This window comes from Streptomyces sp. VTCC 41912, from assembly GCF_045799175.1.
GTDB lineage: Bacteria > Actinomycetota > Actinomycetes > Streptomycetales > Streptomycetaceae > Streptomyces > Streptomyces albulus_C.
Genome location: NZ_JBJMAB010000013.1, coordinates 140,204 through 161,906, shown reverse-complemented (window position 1 = coordinate 161,906; position 21,703 = coordinate 140,204). Strand labels below are relative to the sequence as shown.

Below are 21,703 nucleotides of genomic sequence, written 5' to 3'. Positions count from 1 at the left end.
GGGGTCGACGCACCGTGCGTGTGGTGTGTGGTGGAAACTGTCTTGAGGCCACGGACGTTCACAGGATGTCCGGATCGGCCGGTGTGTGCATCGAGGGTTCGTCCTGCCCCACGGGCGGGTCTGTGTCGTACAAGGGGAATCGCCCGTGAAGTTGTTTGGAAAGCTGTTCGGCAAGAGCGCCCGCCAGGAAGGCGACGGCGGCTCTGCGCGGCATCGCGCCCCGCGCCGGTCGGAGGAAGAAGGCGCGTCCGAGAGCCGTCCGCTCTTCCGTGACGAGGTCGGCGGTCCGTCCGGGGGGCACGGCGCGGGTTCTGTTGACCCCTCCGGTGCCGGCCGCATAGGTTCCCAGGAACCATCAGCCGCACACACGGGTGGAGGGTCGACCTTGCCGGTTTGTACGAGGTGCGGGCACCGGAACGCCGAGGCGAGCCGGTTCTGCTCCAACTGCGGTGCGCCCCTGCGTGCGGGTGCCCAGCCCGAGCGGGCCTCCGAGACGACCTCGACGATCTCCATCTCGGGGATCGAGGCGTACGACGCGGAGGCGACCGGGCAGAACCTCTCGCCCGCGCTCTCCCCTGAGGCCCAGGCGGCCGTCGACGCCCTTCCGCTGGGCTCGGCGCTGCTGGTCGTCCGTCGGGGCCCCAACGCCGGCAGCCGCTTCCTCCTGGACGGCGAGCTGACGACGGCGGGGCGGCACCCGCAGGGCGACATCTTCCTCGACGACGTGACGGTCTCCCGCAGCCACGTGGAGTTCCGCCGCGGTTCGGACGGCCGCTTCACGGTCACCGACGTCGGCAGCCTCAACGGCACCTACGTGAACCGCGAGCCGATCGAGTCCGTGGTCTTGGCCAACGGCGACGAGGTGCAGATCGGCAAGTACCGTCTGGTCTTCTACGCGAGCCAGCGGGGCGTCGGCATCTGACCGTCAGGGAAGGCACATGCGCCACACACCGACAGGCGGTGCCGGTTCGTCCGGCACCGCCTCCTCGGATCGCAAACCGTTGAGCATCGGCTCGGTGCTCAACGTGCTGCGCGACGAGTTCCCCGAGGTCACCATCTCCAAGATCCGGTTCCTGGAGGCCGAGGGGCTGGTCGAGCCGCAGCGCACGCCTTCCGGGTACCGCAAGTTCACCGCGGCCGACGTCGAACGGTTGGCCAGCGTGCTGCGGATGCAGCGGGACCACTACCTCCCCCTGAAGGTCATCAGGGAGCACCTCGACGCCCTGGAGCGGGGCGAGCAGGTGCAACTACCCGCTCCGGCGACGCCGCCCAGGGATCTGGTCGAGGGTGTCTCGGACCCGGACGAGGAGCGTCCGACGGCGGCCCGGATCGGCCGATCGGAACTGCTGGCCGCCACCGAGGTGGACGAGACCACGCTCGCCGGCTGGGAGTCGTACGGACTCATCGTCGCCCACGAGGACGGCGGATACGACATCGAAGCGGTCGCCGTCGCCAAACTCGTTGCGGACCTGGGGCGCTTCGGGCTCGAGCCGCGGCATCTGCGTGCCGTGAAGGCGGCCGCCGAGCGCGAGGCGGGTCTCGTCGAGCAGGTCGTTGCACCCCTTCGGCGGCACCGCAATCCACAGACCCGGGCCCACGCCGAGGCCACCGCAAGGGAGCTGGCCACGCTGTCGGTGCGGTTGCACGCGGCGCTGCTGCAGAGCGCGCTGCGCATCCGTCTGCCGTGAGCAAACGAGTGCCCGACTACCCAAACCGGCCGGGCACGGCCTAGGGTTGCTGTGTGAACGAGCTCGACGTCGTGGGTGTCCGGGTGGAGATGCCTTCCAGCCAACCGATCGTGCTGTTGCGGGAGGTGGGAGGCGACCGTTACCTGCCCATTTGGATCGGGCCGGGAGAGGCCACCGCCATCGCGTTCGCCCAGCAGGGCATGGTCCCCGCCCGGCCGCTGACGCATGACCTCTTCAAGGACGTGCTGGAAGCCGTGGGGCAGGAACTCACGCAGGTCCGGATCACGGACCTGCGCGAAGGCGTCTTCTACGCCGAACTGGTCTTCGCCAGTGGCGTCGAGGTCAGTGCCCGCCCGTCGGACGCGATAGCGCTGGCGCTGCGCACCGGAACCCCGATCTTCGGTACCGACGGTGTGTTGGACGACGCGGGGATCGCCATCCCGGACGAGCAGGAGGACGAGGTGGAGAAGTTCCGCGAGTTCCTCGACCAGATCTCGCCCGAGGACTTCGGCACCAACCAGTGATCAGCCAGGTGACCCACCGGTTTCCGGCCAAGCTGTAATCCTTTCCCCGTGACAAGTCACGAGAAACCACTCGTAGGGTGATTATCACTCGGCGTGGCGAGCGCGGCGATCGTTGACGCACCCCGAGTGACTGCATACCGTCGATATGGCAGGTCCCGTCCGGGACGTGGAGGACGGAGGGCGGCGTGGCAATCACCGGCGACGGTACGGCGGCGGAAGGGGCATTGCCGCTCCACACGGGCGCGGCGGCGAACCGCAGTCCGGTACAGGCCGCTGCGATGTCGGGGGACCGCGAGGCGGAGCACGTCGGCTACCGCGGACCGACCGCCTGCGCGGCGGCGGGCATCACCTACCGACAGCTGGACTACTGGGCGCGGACGGGGCTGGTGGAGCCCAGCATCCGGCCGGCCTACGGGTCCGGGACCCAGCGGCTCTACAGCTTCCGGGACGTCGTCGTCCTGAAGATCGTCAAGCGGCTGCTGGACACCGGGGTGTCGTTGCAGAACATCCGCACCGCCGTCCAGCACCTGCGGGCTCGGGGGCTGGACGACCTGACGCGGATGACGCTGATGAGCGACGGCGCGACGGTCTACGAGTGCACCTCGCCCGACCAGGTCGTGGATCTGCTCCAGGGCGGCCAGGGCGTCTTCGGGATCGCCGTCGGGGTGGTCTGGCGGGACGTGGAGGGCGCGCTGTCACAGCTCCACGGGGAGCGGGTGGACACCGGTGAGACGTTGATCGGGAAGAACCCGCAGGACGAGTTGGCGCGGCGGCGCAACCGGGCCGGCTGACGTCGGACCGGTGGTCCGCGGCCCGGGGTCGGGCCGATTGTCAGTGGTGTGCGGCAGCATCAGTGGTGTGAGACGTGCGCCGACGATCCTGCATCTGGACATGGATGCGTTCTACGCGGCCGCCGAGCAGGCGGCCAAGCCGAGCCTGCGGGGCAAGCCCGTGGTCGTCGGCGGGATCGGGCCGCGCGGTGTGGTGGCCACCGCTTCGTACGAGGCGAGGGTCTTCGGGGTGCGTTCGGCGATGCCGACGGCGCAGGCGCGCCGGTTGTGCCCCAACGCGGCCTATCTCAATCCCCGGTTCACGCTGTACCGCCAGGTGAGTGAATCGGTCATGGAGCTGCTGCGGGCCCTGTCGCCGCTCGTGGAGCCGTTGAGCCTGGACGAGGCGTTCGTGGACCTGGAGGCCGGCGGCGTGCCGGCGGAGACCGCCGCGGTGCGGGCCGTGGGGGAGCGGCTGCGGCGGGACATCCTGGAGGTCACCGGGCTGACCGGCTCGGTGGGGCTGGCCGGAGCCAAGATGCTCGCCAAGATCGCGTCCGAGGCGGCGAAGCCGGACGGGCTGGTGGTGATCGAGCCGGGCACCGAGCGGGAGCTGCTGGGGCCGATGCCGGTGCGGACGCTGCCCGGGGTGGGGCCGGCGACGGCGGAGACGCTGCGCCGGGCCGGGATCCACACGGTGGCCGAGACCGCGGAGGCCGGTGAGGCGGAGCTGGTGCGGCTGCTCGGCAAGGCGCACGGCAGCGGGCTGTACGCGATGGCGCTGGGCCGGGACGACCGGCCGGTGGTGGCCGAGCGGGACGCGAAGTCGGTGTCGGTGGAGGACACCTTCGAGGTCGACCTGACCGACCGGACGCGGGTGCGGACCGAGGTGCTGCGGCTGGCCGACCGGTGCGTGGCGCGGTTGCGGGCCGCTGGGCGGTCCGGGCGCACGGTGGTGATCAAGGTGCGGAACTACGACTTCTCGACGCTGACCCGGTCCGAGACGCTGCGCGGTCCGACGGACGACCCGGCGGTCGTCCGGGAGGCCGCCGTGCGGCTGCTGGAGACGGTCGACACCACGGGCGGCGTGCGGCTGCTGGGGGTGGGGGTGAGCGGACTGGCCGACTTCACGCAGGAGGACCTGTTCGCCCAGATCGCCACGGAGCGGGAGGCCGAGGAGCAGGCGGCGGTGGCGGTGGCGGGCGCGGGGCCGGACGTGGAGGCGGCGGGGGAGCCGGAGCCCGAACCTGAGCCGCCGCGGCGCTGGCACCCGGGGTTGGACGTGGTCCACGAGGAGTTCGGCGCCGGCTGGGTGCAGGGCAGTGGTGTGGGGAGGGTGACCGTGCGGTTCGAGACGCCGTGGTCCGCACCGGGGCGGGTGCGGACCTTCGTCGTCGACGATCCGGCGCTGCGGCCGGGGGAGCCGCTGCCGCTGCGGGGCGGACCGGATCAGTCGTCCGCGCCGGCGATCCGCCCGAAGTCGGTGTCGGGGGCCGACGGGGCGGGGTCCGCGTCGGGTGAGGAGATATCCAGGCGGTAGTGGTGGTAGAGCTGGAGTTCCTGCTCGGGGGAGAGGTGGCGGCCGACGCCGAAGTCCGGGGCATCCTTGATCAGCTTGCGGTCGTAAGGGATGTGCAGGCTGTCGCCGACCATCTTGCTCGGTTCCAAGGGGACGAAGGCATCCCGGCTGAACAGGCCGGTGCGGACGGCCGCCCACTCCGGTTCGCCCGTCGCGTCGTCGAGGTAGACCTCGTCGACGGTCCCTATTTTCGCGCCGTTCCGGTCGAACGCTTTGCGGCCGATGAGGCTCCGGGGATCGATATCGGTTTGCACGGTCCCTCCAATTGGTCGCAACTGCCTTGTGACAACTACGAAACGGCACATTTCATGCCTCGGCCACTCGAAGGATCGTTCCAGCAGTGCGCTGGTAGGCTGGCGAATGGCCGTCGACCCCATGCGGGAGAGTCCTTTGTCGTTCGCGACCAGGGCGCCGAAGGAGCAAATCCTCCCCGGAATCTCTCAGGCACACGTACCGCATGGACGAGGTCACTCTGGAAAGCAGGGCGGGCCACGGACAGCACCATGCCGGAACCCCTCCTCACCGACGGTGAAAGCCGGACCGCAGCCCGCGGGCCGGTGAAGCTCTCAGGTTGAGATGACAGAGGGGGAGGCCGTCCGGGCACCAGCGCCGTGGTGCCCCTCGTAGGTCGTGCTGACCAGGAGGCCCCCGCAGATGACCACCAACCGCATCTCCCTGACCGAACTGGAGCGCGACACTCCGTTCGAGCGCCGGCACATCGGGCCCGACGACGAGGCGCAGGCCAAGATGCTCGCGCAGGTCGGCTTCGGTTCGCTGGACGAGCTGACCGCCACCGCCGTCCCCGAGGTGATCAAGAGCACCGAGGCGCTCGGCCTGCCGCAGGCCCGCACCGAGGCCGAGGTCCTGGCGGAACTGCGCGCGCTCGCCGACCGCAACCAGGTCCTGTCGTCCATGATCGGACTCGGCTACTACGGCACCTTCACCCCGCCGGTGATCCTGCGCAACGTCATGGAGAACCCGGCCTGGTACACGGCCTACACGCCGTACCAGCCGGAGATCTCGCAGGGCCGCCTGGAGGCCCTGCTGAACTTCCAGACCGTGGTCGCCGACCTGACCGGACTGCCCACCTCCGGTGCGTCCCTCCTGGACGAGGGCACGGCCGCCGCCGAGGCGATGGCGCTGTCCCGCCGGGTCGGCAAGGTCAAGCAGGGCGTCTTCCTGGTCGACGCGGACTGTCTGCCGCAGACCGTCGCCGTGATCCAGACCCGCGCCGAACCGACCGGTGTGGAGGTCGTGGTCGCCGACCTCGCCGCCGGCATCCCGGACGAGATCGCCGAGCGCGGCGTCTTCGGCGTGCTCCTCCAGTACCCGGGCGCGTCCGGCGCGGTGCGCGACCACCGGGCGCTCATCGAGCGGGCGCACGAGCTGGGGGCGATCGTCACCGTCGCCGCCGACCTGCTGGCGCTGACGCTGCTCACCCCGCCCGGCGAGCTCGGCGCGGACATCGCGGTGGGCACCAGCCAGCGCTTCGGCGTCCCGATGGGCTTCGGCGGCCCGCACGCCGGCTTCATGGCCGTCCGCGAGCTGTACGCCCGCAGCCTGCCCGGTCGCCTGGTGGGCGTCTCCGTCGACGCCGACGGCAACCGCGCCTACCGCCTGGCGCTGCAGACCCGCGAGCAGCACATCCGCCGGGAGAAGGCCACCAGCAACATCTGCACCGCGCAGGTGCTGCTCGCCGTCATGGCCGGGATGTACGCCGTCTACCACGGCCCCGAGGGGCTGCGCACCATCGCCCGGCGCACCCACCGGTACGCCGCGGTCCTGGCCGCGGGGCTGAAGGCCGGTGGCGTCGAGCTCCTCCACGACGCGTACTTCGACACCCTGACCGCCCGGGTGCCGGGCCGGGCCGCCGAGGTCGTCGCCGCGGCCCGCGAGGCCGGCATCAACCTCCGCCAGGTCGACGCGGACCTCGTCGGCATCGCCTGTGACGAGACCACCGGGCGCGCCCAGCTGGCCGGTGTCTGGGGCGCGTTCGGGGTCCGGGGCGACGTCGAGGCGCTGGACGCGGCCGTCGACGACGCCCTGCCGCAGTCGCTGCTGCGCGCCGACGACTACCTCGGCCACCCGGTCTTCCACCAGCACCGCTCCGAGACCGCGATGCTGCGCTACCTGCGCACCCTCGCCGACAAGGACTACGCGCTGGACCGCGGGATGATTCCGCTCGGCTCCTGCACGATGAAGCTGAACGCCACCACCGAGATGGAGCCGGTCACCTGGCCCGAGTTCGGCCAGCTGCACCCCTTCGCGCCGGCCGAGCAGGCCGCGGGCTACCGCACGCTCATCAGTGAGCTGGAGGAGCGGCTCGCCGCGGTCACCGGCTACGACAAGGTGTCCCTCCAGCCCAACGCCGGTTCCCAGGGCGAGCTGGCGGGTCTGCTGGCCGTTCGTGCGTACCACCGGGCCAACGGGGACGCGCAGCGCACGGTCTGCCTGATCCCGTCCTCGGCGCACGGCACCAACGCCGCGAGCGCCGTGATGGCCGGCATGAAGGTCGTCGTCGTCAAGACCGGTGCGGACGGCGAGGTCGACACCGACGACCTGCACGCCAAGATCGAGAAGCACCGGGACGAACTGGCCGTCCTGATGGTCACCTACCCGTCCACGCACGGCGTGTTCGAGGAGCACATCACCCAGATCTGCGCGGCGGTGCACGAGGCCGGCGGTCAGGTCTACGTCGACGGCGCCAACCTCAACGCCCTGGTGGGCCTCGCCGAGCCGGGGAAGTTCGGCGGCGACGTCTCGCACCTGAACCTGCACAAGACGTTCTGCATCCCGCACGGTGGCGGTGGCCCCGGCGTCGGCCCGGTCGCCGTCCGCGCCCACCTGGCGCCCTACCTGCCCAACCACCCGCTGCAGCCGACCGCGGGCCCGGAGACCGGCGTCGGACCGATCTCCGCCGCCCCCTGGGGCTCGGCCGGCATCCTGCCGATCTCGTGGGCCTACGTCCGCCTGATGGGCGGCGAGGGCCTCAAGCGCGCCACCCAGGTCGCGGTGCTCAGCGCCAACTACGTGGCCAAGCGGCTGGAGCCGCACTACCCGGTGCTCTACACCGGCCCCGGCGGCCTGGTGGCCCACGAGTGCATCATCGACGTCCGGCCGCTGACCAAGGCGACCGGCGTGAGCATCGACGACGTCGCCAAGCGGCTCATCGACTACGGCTTCCACGCGCCGACGATGTCCTTCCCCGTGGCCGGCACGCTGATGATCGAGCCGACCGAGAGCGAGGACCTCGCCGAGCTGGACCGGTTCTGCGACGCGATGATCGCCATCCGCGCCGAGATCGACAAGGTCGGTTCGGGCGAGTGGGACAAGGACGACAACCCGCTGCGCAACGCCCCGCACACCGCGGCCGCGCTCGGTGGCGCGTGGTCCCACCCGTACGAGCGTGCGGAGGCCGTCTTCCCGGCCGGGGTCGTCGCCGCGGAGAAGTACTGGCCGCCGGTGCGTCGGATCGACGGCGCCTTCGGTGACCGCAACCTGGTCTGCTCGTGCCCGCCGCTGGACGAGTACGACGTCTGAGCACACCGGCCACCGGTGAGCGGTGGCAACATCAAGGGCCCTCGGCGGATGCGCCGGGGGCCCTGGTGTACGTGCCGGGTGGCTGCCGGATCAGGCGGCGGCGGTGACCCGGGTCGGAGCGATGACCTGCCCGTCCGGCAGCAGCTCACCGGTGTCCTCGAAGAGCAGGACGCCGTTGCACAGCAGGCTCCAGCCCTGCTCCGGGTGGTGCGCCACCAGGTGCGCGGCCTCCCGGTCGGTGGATTCGGCTGACGGGCATGGCGGTTGATGCTGGCACATGGAAGTCGTCTTTCGCTGCGGAGTGGTGAACGTCGTGCGGCTCGATGAGGTGGTCATGGCCGCTCCCCCGTTTCTGTCGGTCCCAGTCTTGCCCCACGGATGGGATTCCGCAGGGATTTCGCAGCAGCGGTACACACTCGATAGTGACGCGTCACCCGTGCGGGCGGTTGCTCCCAAGTGAGCCCGTGACCCCGGGGGTTGACGCGCCACCGGCGCACGGAGGCGGACGACGTGGCGCGCCCCGCGGCCGAGGAGGCCACGGGGCGCATCGGTGCAGCGCGGGCGCGCGGGCGGTGGCCCGCCCCTCAGGCGGGTTCCCGCAGCAGCGGCGCCGGGCCCAGGCGGAGGGTGAGGCGGGGCAGCAGGTCGGCGATCCGCTGCGGGAGGTGGGAGGCGATCCCGGGCGGGGCGGGGGCCAACGGCACCAGCAGGTCACCGGTGGCCGGGACCCCGTCGGCGCCGTCCGCGGCCAGGTCGTGGTGGAGCCACAGCGTCAGCATGTACAGCTCCGGCACGGACAGCAGGCGCGGCTGGTACGGCGCGGTGAGCGATTCGGCCTGCTGCAGGGCCCGTTCCGTGGCGGCCACGTAGGGGCCGTCGCAGAAGTGCGAGAACGTCCAGCCGTCGGCGGTCAGCCGGGCCTCCGCGGCGGCCACGGCCCGCTCTCCGCCGCGGACCAGGAAGCGCCAGCCGGCGAGGCGGGTGCGCGGCGGACCGGCCTGGCTGACGTCGTCCCAGACGTGCACCGGCAGCGGGTGATCGGGACTCAGCGGCCCCTGGTGGGTGCGGAGCGCGGCCGCCGGTGACTCGCGGACCGCGGTGGGCGAGCCGAGGGCGGTGAGGACGCTGCGCAGGGCGGGCGCAGGGGCGGGAGGAACGTGCAGCGGCATGGCGGGTCGCCTCTCACTTCGGAGACACGGTGGAGCGTGGCAGTGCGGACGGCGCTGTCTGCGGGCGGGTCAGAGCCTGGCTGACCGAAGCCGCGGACCGGCGGGCCGGCCGCGGTGCCGGAACACCGTGGGGAGCACCGCAATGCCGGGCGCCAAATCTCTGCCTCGTCTGCGAAGTTTATACGACATATGTTCTGGAAGTGTTTCGGCTACTCGCCTTGCGGATTTCCGGCAAGGCGGAATCCGGACCGGTGTCCCGGGTGATTTCCGCCGCTTTGTGCGGGAACCAAGAGGGGCCACCTCGTAATTCTTCGACGGAGTGGTAGGCCGGAACCCGTCGGTGTTTTTTACGAGCGAATTGCGCACGGCGCTGGCCATCGAGATATGCCGATGGAAAATGCCCCGTGCCGCTCTCCACGAGAGTAACGGTACCGGCATGCCCCTGAGGCGTTATCGATCAGATTGCCGGGGCATCATCGACCGTAGCCCGTGCCCGGGGTGCCGGGGCGGCGCCGCACAGCCCGTGGTCGCGAGCCGTTCACTCTAGGAGGGACCCGCCGATGGGGGAGAAGGTCGCCGCGGACGGGATCGAGTTGGCGGACCGGGAGCATTACCGAAGAAAGCTGCACGACTGTCTGGAGGGATTGCAGCGACTCCTGGCGGAGAAGCGCTTCGACCGACCCAAGAATCTCATGGGTCTGGAGATCGAACTCAATCTCGCGGGTGCCGACGGGCTTCCCCGCATGCTGAACTCGCAGGTCCTGGAAAGGATCGCCAGCGGTGATTTCCAGACCGAGCTGGCCCAGTGCAATCTCGAGGTCAACATCACCCCGCACCGGCTGTCCGGCCGTGTTCTGGACCAGCTCGCCGAAGAACTCCGCACCGGACTCGGCTATGCGGAGCGAAAAGCCCGCGAAGTCGCCGCCCGCATCGTCATGATCGGCATCCTGCCGACCCTGCACGCCGACGACCTCACCGTCGCCAGTCTCTCCGCCAACGACCGCTACGTCCTGCTCAACGACCAGATGCGGGCGGCCCGCGGGGAGGACTTCGCGATCGACATCCAGGGTGTCGAGCGCCTGGTCACCCGCTCTCCCTCGATCGCCCCCGAAGCCGCCTGCACCTCGGTCCAACTGCACCTCCAGGTGACGCCCGGTCGGTTCGCCGCGGTGTGGAACGCCGCCCAGGCGATCGCCGCCGTCCAGATAGCCGTCGGCGCCAACTCGCCGTTCCTCTTCGGGCGGGAGCTGTGGCGCGAGTCCAGGCCGCCGGTCTTCCAGCAGGCCACCGACACCCGCGCACCCGAGCTCCAGGCCCAGGGGGTGCGCCCGCGGACGTGGTTCGGCGAGCGGTGGGTGGACTCCGCCTACGACCTGTTCGAGGAGAACCTGCGGTTCTTCCCGCCGCTGCTCCTGCTCTGCGGGCCGCAGGAACCGCTGCGTGTCCTCGACGAGGGCGGGGTGCCCGACCTCGCCGAACTGGTGTTGCACAACGGCACGATCTACCGCTGGAACCGTCCCGTCTACGCGGTCGTCGACGGCGTCCCGCACCTGCGCGTCGAGAACCGGGTGCTGCCGGCCGGCCCCACCGTCGCCGACGTCATGGCCAACACCGCCTTCTACTACGGCCTGGTGCGCGCCCTGGCCGAGCAGCCGCGGCCCGTGTGGACCCGGCTCCCCTTCAGCGCCGCGGCCGCCAACTTCGACACCGCCTGCCGCCACGGCATCGACGCCACGCTGCGCTGGCCCCGGTCCGGTCGCGCCGGCGGCCTCGCCGAGGTCCCGGCCGTGCGCCTGGTCCAACAGGAACTGCTGCCGCTGGCGGCCGCCGGGCTGGACGCCTGGGGCGTCGAGCCCGCTGATCGAGACCACTACCTGGGCATCATCGAGGCCCGCTGTGCGCGGCGGACCAACGGGGCGTCCTGGCAGGCCGCGGCGTTCCGTCACGCGGTGCGGCAGGGACTGCCGCGGGAGGCCGCGCTGGCGGCGATGACCCGGCGCTACGGCGAGTTGATGCACACCGGGGAGCCGGTGCACACCTGGCCGGTGGCCTGGCCGGTCGGCGGGACCGTGGTGCCGGCGCAGCGGCGGACGGGCAGCGTGTCGTAGCCGCCGCGCGGCCGGTCGGGTGGCCCGTCAGCCGGTGCCGGATACCCGGTGGGCGTGCTGTGGTGGCGCGGTGTCTAACGGGGGCCGTTGCTGCCGGCCGCCATGATGGCCTTGAGGATCACCTCGTGGATCTGCGACGGGTCGCTGACCTGGTGCGCGGAGCCGCCGGTGGGGGCCACGACGCGGTTCAGCGCCGCCAGGTCGGCCTGCGGGCCGATCGCGACGGCGACCAGCGGCACCGGCCGCTTGGGGTCGGCGAGGCGCTTGAGGTCGGCGACCAGGGAGTCCAGGCCGATGCTGCCGATGTCGTCGTTGGCCCCGTCGGTGACGAGCACCACCGTGTTGAACTTCCCGCTCGTGTAGGTCGTGCGCGCCCGCTGGTAGGCGGCCAGGGTGGTGTCGTACAGGCCGGTGGCGCTCCGCGGTACGGGGGCCAGCGAGTTGAAGGCGGTGGCGAGTTCGTCGCGGTGGGTCCCGCCGTGCGCGCCGCGGTCCCCGAGCCGTTCGGTCGGTGACAGCTCGACGTAGTCCCGGTCGCCGTCCAGGTGGGTGGCGAACTTCCACAGTCCGATCTCGTCCTCGGGTGTGAACGTGGACAGCGCCTGGAGCAGGGAGCTCTTCGCCAGGTCCATGCGGGAGTGGCCGCCCTGTCCGGGGACCGCCTCGGCCATCGAGGGCGAGGCGTCCACCACGGTGGTGATCCGGGCGCTCTGCACGGTGATGGTCCACATGCCCAGCAGCGCCTGGAGGTCCTTGGCCGTCGGCAGGTCGGCGGGGGCGGCGGAGTACGGCTGGGGTGCGCGGCCGCCGGCCGTGCCGGTCAGCTTCGGGTCGGCGGTGCCGTTGTCCGGCCGGAAGCCGTGGTCGTGCAGGGTCCGCTGCCCCGGGGTGTCGTCCAGCAGGGTCATGAAGCGGTTGGCGGCGCGGCTCTGGTCGGCGGTCAGCGCGTCCTCGTCGACGAGGGTGTAGGGGTAGGTGAGGCGGGCGGTGCCGTCCGTCGGGTAGAAGAGGTCGAGCGGTGGGCCGCCGTCCGGGCTGGTGTTGTGCGCGTACGCGGCTTGTTCGGAGAGGAGCACCGCCTGGTTGCGGCGCGGATTGCCGAGTTCGGTGCCGGAGTCGTTGCGCGGGAGCGTGGCCAGCACCTGGTCGTCGCCGTCGGCGACCCGCTCGTAGAGGACCTTGGCCGCGGCGGCGGTGCGGGTGGCGGCGTCGTCGGCGCTGTCGGCCTCCTTGCGGTTGGCGGCGTTGATGCGGGCCAGCGCGAGCAGTCCGGTGGCGCTGCGGGCCGGGTCGGCGACGCCCAGGCGCAGGGTGCCGCCGCTGGTCGCGGTGCGGGTCAACGTCGTCCAGGAGTAGGTCTTGCCCGGCCAGCCGAGGGTCTTGGCGGCGCTGCGGATCGTGCCCAGGGCTATGGGGGAGGAGGCGAGGGTGCTGACGGACGTCAGTGCCGAGCCCCGTTCGTCGGTGACCCGGTCCACCCACAGGTCGGAGTCCGGCACCCACACCTGGAACTCCGCCTTGGCGGGGCGTCCGGCGAGCGAGTCGGCGACCTCGGACGAGGGCTGTGCGTTGATCTTGACGTCCAGGCACTTGCCGTCGGTGCGGATCGCGTCCTTGCGTGCCTGGTCCGCGACCGTCTCCAGGGCCGGGGCGATGTCGGGCGAGGCGACCACGGCCAGTTGCACGGCGTCGCCGCCGCACGACGCGCCGAAGGGGAGCAGTCCATTGCTCACCGCCACGACGGAGCCGGCGGCGGCCGCGACGACGACGGTGGTGGCGAGGGCGATCGTCCGGCGTCGGGCGCGCGGGCGGGGGGACCCCGTTCTCGGCGGTGCGGAGTCGTCGGGCAAGCTGTGACGTCCCATGCGGTAGCGCCTCTCCTGATGCTCGGAGTTCCGGAGCCCCGGACCTCCATCGGGATCGATGCGGACGGAAACACCCCGTGCGGAGGGCGCCCGTTCCCGGCCTGTCGCGAGCGATCTTCGTACCTGCTTTCGAGACCCTAGCGGTGCGACGGCGGTGAAGAGGCGGTATTGAGGAAGTGGAGGAACCTTTGCAGTCGGATACAAGTCCCGTGGCGGACGGGGACGTTCCGGGCGCGGGGAACGGCGCCGGACCGTTGCCGGCGGCGGTGGGGGAACCCGCCCGGAGGGTGCTGCGCAACGAGACGCTGATCGTCCTGGCGCTCTCCCTGGGCGCCAGCGCGGTCTCCGCGCTGATCAGCTTCGTCGGTTCGCTGACCCGACCCGGCGGCCTCAAGCACCAGGCGGCGACGCTCAACGCCTCGCACGCCCCCGGACGGCCCTGGCTGGACCTCGCCTGGCAGGTGTTCGGGATCGCGACCGCGCTGGTGCCGGTGGTGCTGGTGGCACACCTGTTGCTGCGTGAACGGGCCGGCGGGCTGCGCGCGATCGGCTTCGACCGGCGGCGGCCGGGCTTCGACCTGGGGGTGGGCACGGCCCTGGCGGCGCTCATCGGGGGCAGCGGCCTGCTGCTCTACCTGGGCGCGCGGGCGGCCGGCTTCAACCTGACGGTGGTGCCCGAGGCGCTGCCCGAAGTGTGGTGGAAGGTCCCGGTGCTGATCGCCTCCGCGGTGCAGAACGCCGTGCTGGAGGAGGTCATCGTCGTCGGCTACCTGCTGCGCAGACTGGGGCAGCTGGGGTGGGCCCCGTGGGCCGCGCTGGCGGCCAGCTCGGTGCTGCGCGGTTCGTACCACCTCTACCAGGGCGTCGGCGGGTTCTTCGGCAACATGGTGATGGGCGTGCTCTTCGCCCTGGTGTACCGGCGCTGGGGGCGGGTGGGCCCGCTGGTCGCCGCGCACGCCCTCATCGACGTCGTCGCGTTCCTGGGCTACGCGCTGCTCGCGGGGCGGGTGTCGTGGTTGCCCACCGGGTGAGGCGCGGCGGGCGGCGGGGGGGGGGGGGGGGGGGGGGGGGGGCCCCCCCCCCCCCCCCCCGCCCCGGCATCCAGGTCCGCGGGCGGACCTGGGCCCCGCGTCACCACGTTCCCTGGGGGACGGGCGAAGCCGGAAGGAGCGAAGCGGGAAGCGGAAACGCGCAGGCGGAAAGTCCGTTGCTCCGGTGCGACGCACCGGAGCAACGGACTTTCCGCGCGCTCAGTGGGACGGAACCCCGCCGGGCGCGCCGTGCTCAGCGGTCGAAGCGGGGCGTGATCTCCTTCCAACGCGCCCGCGAGCGGGGAAAACGCACCGAGGGGCCCCTGACTCGCCGGGTCGCGTCCGCCAGGGGAAACCCCGCGGATGCCGGCCGGGAACAACGGGAACTGCGGGAACTGCGGGAACCACGGGAACCACGGTGCCGGCACGTCACGGTCAACGACGGCGGCCCTTCCGGCAGCGCGCCGGAAGGGCCGTTTCTCCGTACGTTCCCACTGCCGTCCCTCAGCAGTCCGTCTGCGGTCCGTCCGCGGGTCTGTTCGCGGGGCCGTCCGCCGTCCGTTCGTGGTCGGTCCACGGGCCGGGCGTCCGGTCAGGCGACGAGCAGCTTCTCGCGCAGTCGCGCCAGGTCCTGCTGGTTCAGGCCCAGCCCCTGCCGAAGATAGGTGTCGAAGGTGCCGAACTCCGCCTTGACCTCGTCGAAGGCCGTGTTGAGGTACCGGATCCTGGCGTCCAGGATCGGCTTGAGACGGGCGGCCGTGGCAGGCGTCTCCTTGGCGAGGGACTCGGCGTTGTGCGCCGCCATGTAGTCGTTGGTGGCCAGGTAGTCCCGCACGACCGTGTCGCGGTCCACCCCCAGGGCCGTGAGGAGGGCGGCGCTGCCCCAGCCGGTGCGGTCCTTGCCGCCCGTGCAGTGAAAGGCCATCGGGACGGCCTCGGGGGTGTCGGCGAGCCGGAACAGCGTGCGGTAGGCGTCGAGCGCGGAGCCCTTGGAGACGTACGTCCGGTAGACGCCGGCCATCATCCGCGCGGACGCCGCGGCCGTGGCGGGCAGTACAGGATCGACGTCCCCGCCCATGACGTCGGCGGTGACGTAGTGCGCGCCCGCCGGCACCCGGTCCGGGGCCTCGGCGCGCTCGGCGGGCATGCGCAGGTCCAGATCCGTACGGATGCCCAGTCGCTGGAGCACGGCCAGGTCGGCGTTGGAGAGCCCGTGCAGGCCATTGGTGCGGTACAGCACGCCCATCTTGACCCACCGGCCGTCGGTGGTGCGGTAGCCGCCCACGTCGCGGAAGTTGGGCGCGCTCGGCAGGTGCAGCGAGCGGTCGGCGAGGGTGAGCGGGTCACCCTGGTCGGGGACGAGGCGGAACCACCGTCGGTCGACGGCGGGCAGCCCGCGCACGGTGACGCGGGCCTCGGTACCGCCGCGCGCCACGGCCCGGCCGTCGGCGTACACGGTCACCGAGGCGACGCCGGGCGCCCTCCAGGCCACGAGGAACGAGCCGTCCTCCTGCTGGGTCACCGTGGCGTCGGTGAACGGTATTCCGTGTGCGGTGAGCGGCGTCCGCGGGGCGTGCTGGCTGGTTTCGGGGGGTGGCCCGAGGGGATCGGCCGCGGCGAGCGGCGTGGCGCCCCCCACCGCCGATACGGCGGCCACGAACGAGATGGCGATGCGGCGGGCGGACAACACCGCCGCTGTGGAAGGAGAATTCATGACGAGACCATACGGTCCGAAATAGACAGGAATTAGCTAGTTTTGTGCAGCGGTCGGGCCACGCCGGGGCACCGCGTCCGGCGGGCCGACGGGCCGACGGGCAGGCGCTGCCGGCGCTCCCCATGGGCAACGGGCCGTGCGGGGCCCGGTCGACCTAAGGACGACCGGACCCCGCGCCGGAACCCCGGCCTTGGCCGACGGTGGTGGGCGCCCCGGAAGGCGCCTGCCGCACCTGCCCGTCAGCTCTCCGCGTCCATCAGACGGAACAGGTCCTCGTCACTGGCCGACGCCAGGTCCAGCGCCGCACCGGAGCCGGGATCGGCACCACCGTCCGCACCCCGTGCCCCGGCCGTCACCGCCTTCAGCCGCGCCATCGCCTCCGGCGGAACCTCCGCGCCGGCGGCGAGCAGGGCGTCTAACTCGGCGACGAGCGAGGCCACATGACGACCGGGAGCGACCGCCGGCGCTAGGCGTTCGCGCACGAGGCGGACCACGGCGTTCGGCTTGGGGTAGTCGTAGACGAGCGTGGCGGGCAGCCGCAGTTCCGCGGCCGCGATCAGGCGGTTGCGCAGTTCGACGGCGTTCACCGAGTTGACGCCCAACTCCTTGAACGTGCGGTGGCCGTCGTCGGCGGACAACTCCTGGCCGCCGAGCACGGCCGAGGTCTCGGCGAGGACCAGGGCCAGCACGAGCGCGTCCTGCTCGGCGTCGTCGAGACCGGACAGCCGGGACGCCAGGCCCGACGGCTCCGGTTCGGCCGCCGCCGCGTCGCCGGCCGAACCGGCGCCCGCCCCCTCGGCAACGCGGTCCGCCGGGCCCACGGGCACCGGCGCCAGCCAGAACCGCCGCCGCTGGAACGCGTACGTGGGAAGCGGCACACGCCGCACTCCGGGCAGCACCGCGTCCCAGTCGACCGGCACGCCGTGGAGGTGCAGCCGGGCGACCGCGGTGAGCAGGGCCTGCCGCTCCGACGCCCCGCCGCGCAGGCTCGGCAGCACGGCCGCCCCCGGCTGCGCGGCGTCCGACTCCAGGCACTCGTCGATCATCGGTGTGAGCGCCGGCTCGGCGCCCAACTCCAGGAACCCGGTGACGCGCGCCTCCCGGAGGCGGTCGATCGCGTCCCGGAACCGCACGGACTGCCGCACGTGCCGCACCCAGTGCTCCGGATCCCGCGCCTCCGCCTCGGTCAACGGCCGACCGGTGACGGTGGAGACGAGCGGAACGGCGGGCGCGGAGAACGACAGCGCCCCGACGACCTCGCGGAACGCGGCCAGCATGGGTTCCATCAGTGGCGAGTGGGGCGCGGTGCTCACCGTGAGCCGACGGGTCTTGTGGCCGGCGGCCGCCAGCCGGTCGGTGAGGGCGACGAGCGGTTCCTCGGCGCCCGAGAGCACGAGGGAGTGCGGCCCGTTGACGGCCGCGACCGCCACCGAGTCCGCCACCTCCGCGAGCCACGGCAGCACCTCGTCCTCCGTGACGCGCACCGCCACCATCGCACCCCCGGGCGGCAGGGCGCCCATCAGCCGACTCCGGGCCGCCACCAGGGTGCACGCGTCCCGCAGTCCGAGCACGCCCGCCACGTGCGCGGCGGAGATCTCGCCGACCGAGTGCCCCACCAGGTGGTCGGGGGCCACGCCCCACGACTCGAACAGCCGGTACAGGGCGACCTGGACGGCGAACAGCGCCGGCTGGGTGTAGGTCGTGTCGTCGAGGAGGGCCGCCTCGTCGGAGTCGGGGGCCGCCCACATCACCGAGGTCAGCGGCCGTTCCAGCAGCGGGTCCAGCGCGGCACAGACCTCGCGCAGGGCCCGCCCGAAGACGGGGAACGCCTCGGCGGCCGCGCGCCCCATGCCGTTGCGCTGGCTGCCCTGCCCGGAGAACACGAAGGCCAGGTCGCCCGGCGCGGCGTCGTGCGGAGTGACTCCGGAGGAGCCCTCGCCCCGCCCGAACCGGAGTGCCGCGGCGAGCAGTTGGTCCCGGTCGGCGCCGCTGACGACGGCCCGGTGCCGGTGCACGGCCCGGGTGGTGGCCAGGGCGTGGGCGACGTCCTGGGCGCGCAGCGCCGGGTCGGCGGCCACGTGTTCGGCCAGCCGCCGGGCCTGCGCGCGCAGCGCCGCCGGACTGCGGGCGGACACCACCCACGGCACGGCCGGCTCACCGGTCGGCTCCGGGGCCCCGGCCGGCGCGCCCGCCGGCACCTCACCGGTCGGCTCCTGCGCCGCGGCGGCCGGCGGTTCCTCGACGATCACATGCGCGTTGGTGCCGGTGAGCCCGAACGAGGACACGCCCGCCCGCCGCGTCGTTCCGTCCTCGCGCGGCCAGGGCCGGGCCTCCGTCAGCAGCCGCACCGCACCGGCGGACCAGTCGACCTTGGTCGAGGGCACGTCCACGTGCAGGGTCCTGGGCAGCACGCCGTGGTGCAGCGCGAGCACGGTCTTGATGACGCCGACGATGCCGGCGGCGGCCTGCGTGTGACCGACGTTCGACTTCACCGACCCCAGCCACAGCGGCCGCTCCGCCGGCCGCTCCCGGCCGTAGGTGGCCAGCAGGGCCTGGGCCTCGATGGGGTCGCCCAGCGGCGTGCCGGTGCCGTGCCCCTCCACGGCGTCCACGTCCTGCGGCAGCACTCCGGCGTCGGCCAGCGCCTCGCGGATGACGCGCTGTTGCGCGGGGCCGCTCGGCGCGGTCAGCCCGTTGGAGGCACCGTCCTGGTTCACGGCGGACCCCCGCACCAGGGCCAGGACCCGGTGGCCGTTGCGCCGGGCGTCGCTCAGCCGCTCCAGCAGGAGCAGCCCCGCGCCCTCCGACCACGCGGAACCGTTCGCGGCGTCCGCGTACGCCTTGGCGCGGGAGTCGGGGGACAGCGCCCGCAGCCGCGAGAAGTGCGCGAAGGGCGTCGGGGTCGCCATGACGGTGACGCCGCCGGCCAGCGCCAGGTCGCTCTCGCCCGACCGAAGGGACCGGCAGGCCAGGTGCAGGGCGACGAGGGACGACGAGGAGGCGGTGTCGACCGTCAGCGCGGGGCCTTCGAGCCCGTAGGTGTAGGCGATGCGCCCCGAGATCGCACTGGCGGAAGCGCCGGTGATCAGCATGCTCTCCCACGCGCGGGGCACGGCGGACGCCTGCGCGCCGTAGCCGCGGTCCATCGCGCCGGTGAACACACCGGTGCGGCTGCCCTTCAGGGACCCCGGTTCGATGCCGGCCCGCTCGAACGTCTCCCAGGCCGCCTCCAGCAGCAGCCGCTGCTGCGGGTCGGTCGCCGTTGCCTCCTGGTCGGACAGGCCGAAGAAGCCCGCGTCGAAGTCGCCCGCGTCGTGCAGGAACCCGCCTTCGCGGGCGTACGAGGTCCCGGGGCGGTCCGGGTCCTCGTCGAACAGCCGCTGAAGGTCCCAGCCCCGGTCGTCCGGGAACGGGGACATCGCATCGGTACCGCCGGCCAACAGGTCCCACAGCGCCTCGGGGGAGTCCGCCCGGCCGGGCAGCCGACAGGCCATGCCGACGATCGCCACCGGGTCGGCACCGTCGGCCGGCACGCCCCACGCGGCGGCGCGGGGCGGGTCCTCCTGCTGGACCAGTGCGCGGGCGACGGAGCGCGGATCGGGATGGTCGAAGGCCAGCGTGGCCGGCAACGGCAACCCGGTCTCCTCGCACAGCAGGCTCCGCAGCCGTACCGAGCGGAGCGAGTCGAGGCCGAGCCGCCGGAAGTCCGCGTCGGGGGCGAACGGAACCGCCGCGCCCCCCTCCCCGAGCACCCGGCCGACGCAGTCCCGCACGAGGTCCAGCGCCTCCTCGACGGTGGCCGGGGGGACGGCGCCGGGCCGGGCCGACACCGGTGGCGCCGCACCGCCGGCGAGCAACTGCGTGAGCCGCCGCCGGTCGAGCTTCCCGGCGGAGGAGCGGGGGAGCGTGCGCACCGCGACCAGTTCGACGGGGATCTTGTGCTCGGCCACCCCCAGCCCCCGCAGGAACGCCGTCACCTCGCCCAGCCCGAGGGCGCGGTCCGCCTCCTCGGTCACGACCAGGCAGGGATACTGCCCCAGCCGGTCGTCCGGCGCTGCGACCACGGCCACCGGCCCCAGGCCGGCGAGGCCCGCGAGCAGCCCCTCGACCTCCGGGGCGGCGAACTTCCGGCCCGCCGTATTGATCAACTCGGTGGTCCGGCCGTGCAGCACCACCACCCCGTCGGCGTCGACGGCAGCGAGGTCGCCGGTCCGCAGCCACCCGTCGTCGGTGAGGGCCGCACGCGTCAGCTCCGGCTCGCGGAAGTAGCCGCGGAACAGCCCGGGCCCCCGGTACTGGAGTTCACCGGTCTCGCCCGCCGCGCACACCGCGCCGTCCGCGTCGACGCTCCGCAGTTCCACGCCGTCGACCGGGCCGCCCACACTGCCGTCGGGGTCCTGCGCCCGGGTGCGGGTGCCGGTGCCGATCTCGGACATCCCCCACACCACGACCAGTTCGCAGGCGAGCGCCGCCCGCACCCGCTCGGCGAGCGCGGGCGCGACCGCGGCGCCCGCCGTCCGCACCTGGTGGGGGGCGAACCCCGCCGACCCCTCCGACGACTCCAACCGGCCCACGACGTCCCACAGTTGCGTGGGGACGGCGAAGACGACGCGCGGGTCGTGCTCCCGGGCCAGGGCGAGGAAACGGTCCGCGTCCCAGTCGGTGAGCACGACCTGGCGGCAGGCGGTGGACAGCGCCGCGTGCACGGCCTGGAGGCCGAACAGATGGGTCATCGGGCAGGCCGTGAGGACCGTGCCCGCGAAGGCGTCGGCGGCCTCGGCGGTCACGGCCGCGGTGTTCGACAGCAGGCCGTCGTGGCTGTGCAGACACAGCCTGGGCCGCGGCGAGGCCGTCCCGGACGACGGGACCAGGACGAACGGAAGATCGGGGGTGACCTCCACCGGCCGGGGCCCGCTGCCCGCCCAGGCCGCCAGCAGCCCGTCCAACGAACCGATCCCCGGCTCCGCACCGCCGGCCGCCGGCCCGCCGGCCAGCAACACCCCGCGCAGCGACGGCACGCCGTCCAACAGCGCACGGGCCGTCGCCGGACCCTCGCCCTCGGCGCCCGACAGGACGAGGAGGACGGGCTCCGCGCGGTCCAGCAGCGCGCGCACCTCGCCCACCGCGGTGCCCTGGTGCAGGGGCAGCAGCACCGCCCCGACGGCCGCGACCGCCAGGTGCAGGGTCTGCAACTCCCAGCTGTTCGGCAGCCGCACCGCCACCACGTCGCCGGGCGCGACGTGCGACTCCTGGAGGCCGCGGGCCAGCGCGTCGACGTCCGCCCGCCACTCGGCCCACGTCCACGAGCGGTCCCCGTCGACGAGGGCCACCGCATCGGGCGCGGACGCCACGGCGGACGCGAACACCTCGGGGAGCGTGCGGCCCCCCGGTGTGCCGGTGCCGTCGGACGGCGGGTCGATCACATAGTCATCGGTGTGGACGGGCACCATCACTCCCGGATGTCGAGCGCTTGCGTCGGTTGGGGGGATCCGGCAGGTGGATCGCCCGGTGCGGGCGTCAGCCCTCGTGTGCGGTGATCGCCCCGGAGGGGCACAGCGCCGCCGCGATGCGGACCTTGGCCGCCTCGTCGGGGCCGGGCGCGGCGAGCAGGGTGACGATCCCGTCCTCGTCCTGGTCGAAGACCTGTGGCGCGGACAGCACGCACTGGCCGGCGCCCACGCAGCGCTCCGAATCGATGGTGATACGCATGCCGAT

General features: G+C 72.9%; 15 protein-coding genes and 1 riboswitch. Of the genes, 8 read left to right on the top strand and 7 right to left on the bottom strand.

Features of this window, described 5'->3' with window-relative positions:
* Nucleotides 1–385: 385 nt before the first annotated feature.
* The 5 genes from ACJ6WD_RS20550 to ACJ6WD_RS20530 all read left to right on the top strand — a co-directional run bounded on the left by ACJ6WD_RS20550 (nucleotide 386) and on the right by ACJ6WD_RS20530 (nucleotide 4,522).
* Nucleotides 386–922 carry an FHA domain-containing protein gene (locus tag ACJ6WD_RS20550; protein ID WP_016578703.1) on the top strand — a complete coding sequence of 179 codons (537 nt, stop codon included), beginning with the start codon at nucleotides 386–388 and terminating at the stop codon, nucleotides 920–922.
* 16 nt (nucleotides 923–938) lie between these two features.
* Nucleotides 939–1,688 (top strand): MerR family transcriptional regulator, encoded by a 750-nt coding sequence (locus tag ACJ6WD_RS20545; RefSeq protein ID WP_233659575.1) that lies wholly within the window; start codon nucleotides 939–941, stop codon nucleotides 1,686–1,688.
* A 53-nt stretch (nucleotides 1,689–1,741) separates the two neighbouring features.
* On the top strand, nucleotides 1,742–2,212 hold the full coding sequence (locus tag ACJ6WD_RS20540; protein ID WP_016571419.1) for a bifunctional nuclease family protein: 471 nt from the start codon (nucleotides 1,742–1,744) through the stop codon (nucleotides 2,210–2,212).
* Between the two features lie 185 nt (nucleotides 2,213–2,397).
* Nucleotides 2,398–3,003, top strand: coding sequence for a MerR family transcriptional regulator (locus ACJ6WD_RS20535; protein ID WP_016571418.1), 606 nt, complete (start codon nucleotides 2,398–2,400; stop codon nucleotides 3,001–3,003).
* Nucleotides 3,004–3,070: 67 nt separating this feature from the next.
* A complete protein-coding gene (locus ACJ6WD_RS20530; RefSeq protein ID WP_407616310.1) occupies nucleotides 3,071–4,522 on the top strand; it encodes a DNA polymerase IV in 1,452 nt (483 codons plus the stop codon).
* Here ACJ6WD_RS20530 and ACJ6WD_RS20525 read toward each other — a convergent pair.
* Nucleotides 4,432–4,827, bottom strand: coding sequence for a PRC-barrel domain-containing protein (locus ACJ6WD_RS20525; RefSeq protein WP_174505037.1), 396 nt, complete (start codon nucleotides 4,825–4,827; stop codon nucleotides 4,432–4,434). The two genes, ACJ6WD_RS20530 and ACJ6WD_RS20525, sit on opposite strands and share 91 nt — an antisense overlap.
* A 102-nt stretch (nucleotides 4,828–4,929) precedes the next feature.
* A riboswitch (glycine riboswitch) is annotated at nucleotides 4,930–5,027 on the top strand.
* A gap of 188 nt (nucleotides 5,028–5,215) precedes the next feature.
* On the opposite strand from ACJ6WD_RS20525, the gene gcvP reads away from it, so the two are divergent.
* The gene (gene gcvP, locus ACJ6WD_RS20520) at nucleotides 5,216–8,101 is read left to right on the top strand and encodes an aminomethyl-transferring glycine dehydrogenase (RefSeq protein WP_233659573.1); all 2,886 of its coding nucleotides are present in this window, start codon (nucleotides 5,216–5,218) and stop codon (nucleotides 8,099–8,101) included.
* A 90-nt stretch (nucleotides 8,102–8,191) separates the two neighbouring features.
* On the opposite strand, the gene ACJ6WD_RS20515 is transcribed toward gcvP, so the two are convergent.
* Both ACJ6WD_RS20515 and ACJ6WD_RS20510 read right to left on the bottom strand, forming a co-directional pair.
* Nucleotides 8,192–8,380 carry a DUF5999 family protein gene (locus ACJ6WD_RS20515; protein ID WP_016571414.1) on the bottom strand — a complete coding sequence of 63 codons (189 nt, stop codon included), beginning with the start codon at nucleotides 8,378–8,380 and terminating at the stop codon, nucleotides 8,192–8,194.
* A 305-nt stretch (nucleotides 8,381–8,685) separates the two neighbouring features.
* Nucleotides 8,686–9,270, bottom strand: coding sequence for a hypothetical protein (locus ACJ6WD_RS20510; RefSeq protein ID WP_233659572.1), 585 nt, complete (start codon nucleotides 9,268–9,270; stop codon nucleotides 8,686–8,688).
* 560 nt (nucleotides 9,271–9,830) lie between these two features.
* Between ACJ6WD_RS20510 and ACJ6WD_RS20505 the strand changes: the two genes are divergently transcribed.
* On the top strand, nucleotides 9,831–11,378 hold the full coding sequence (locus tag ACJ6WD_RS20505) for a glutamate-cysteine ligase family protein (RefSeq protein ID WP_016576794.1): 1,548 nt from the start codon (nucleotides 9,831–9,833) through the stop codon (nucleotides 11,376–11,378).
* Between the two features lie 74 nt (nucleotides 11,379–11,452).
* Here the strand turns inward: ACJ6WD_RS20505 and ACJ6WD_RS20500 are convergent, their stop codons facing one another.
* Entirely contained in the window at nucleotides 11,453–13,243 is a 1,791-nt protein-coding gene (locus tag ACJ6WD_RS20500; protein ID WP_331249865.1) for a substrate-binding and VWA domain-containing protein, read from the bottom strand.
* 254 nt (nucleotides 13,244–13,497) lie between these two features.
* Here ACJ6WD_RS20500 and ACJ6WD_RS20495 point away from each other — a divergent pair, with 254 nt between their 5' ends.
* Complete coding sequence (locus ACJ6WD_RS20495) at nucleotides 13,498–14,274, top strand: CPBP family intramembrane glutamic endopeptidase (protein ID WP_376557649.1); 777 nt, start codon at nucleotides 13,498–13,500, stop codon at nucleotides 14,272–14,274.
* Nucleotides 14,275–14,866: 592 nt separating this feature from the next.
* Here the strand turns inward: ACJ6WD_RS20495 and ACJ6WD_RS20490 are convergent.
* From ACJ6WD_RS20490 to ACJ6WD_RS20480, 3 genes are all read right to left on the bottom strand, one after another.
* Nucleotides 14,867–15,988 (bottom strand): tyrosine-protein phosphatase, encoded by a 1,122-nt coding sequence (locus ACJ6WD_RS20490; RefSeq protein WP_233657560.1) that lies wholly within the window; start codon nucleotides 15,986–15,988, stop codon nucleotides 14,867–14,869.
* Nucleotides 15,989–16,227: 239 nt separating this feature from the next.
* Nucleotides 16,228–21,438, bottom strand: coding sequence for a beta-ketoacyl synthase N-terminal-like domain-containing protein (locus ACJ6WD_RS20485; protein WP_407616309.1), 5,211 nt, complete (start codon nucleotides 21,436–21,438; stop codon nucleotides 16,228–16,230).
* A gap of 67 nt (nucleotides 21,439–21,505) precedes the next feature.
* Nucleotides 21,506–21,697, bottom strand: coding sequence for a ferredoxin (locus tag ACJ6WD_RS20480; protein ID WP_233657558.1), 192 nt, complete (start codon nucleotides 21,695–21,697; stop codon nucleotides 21,506–21,508).
* Nucleotides 21,698–21,703: the final 6 nt, after the last annotated feature.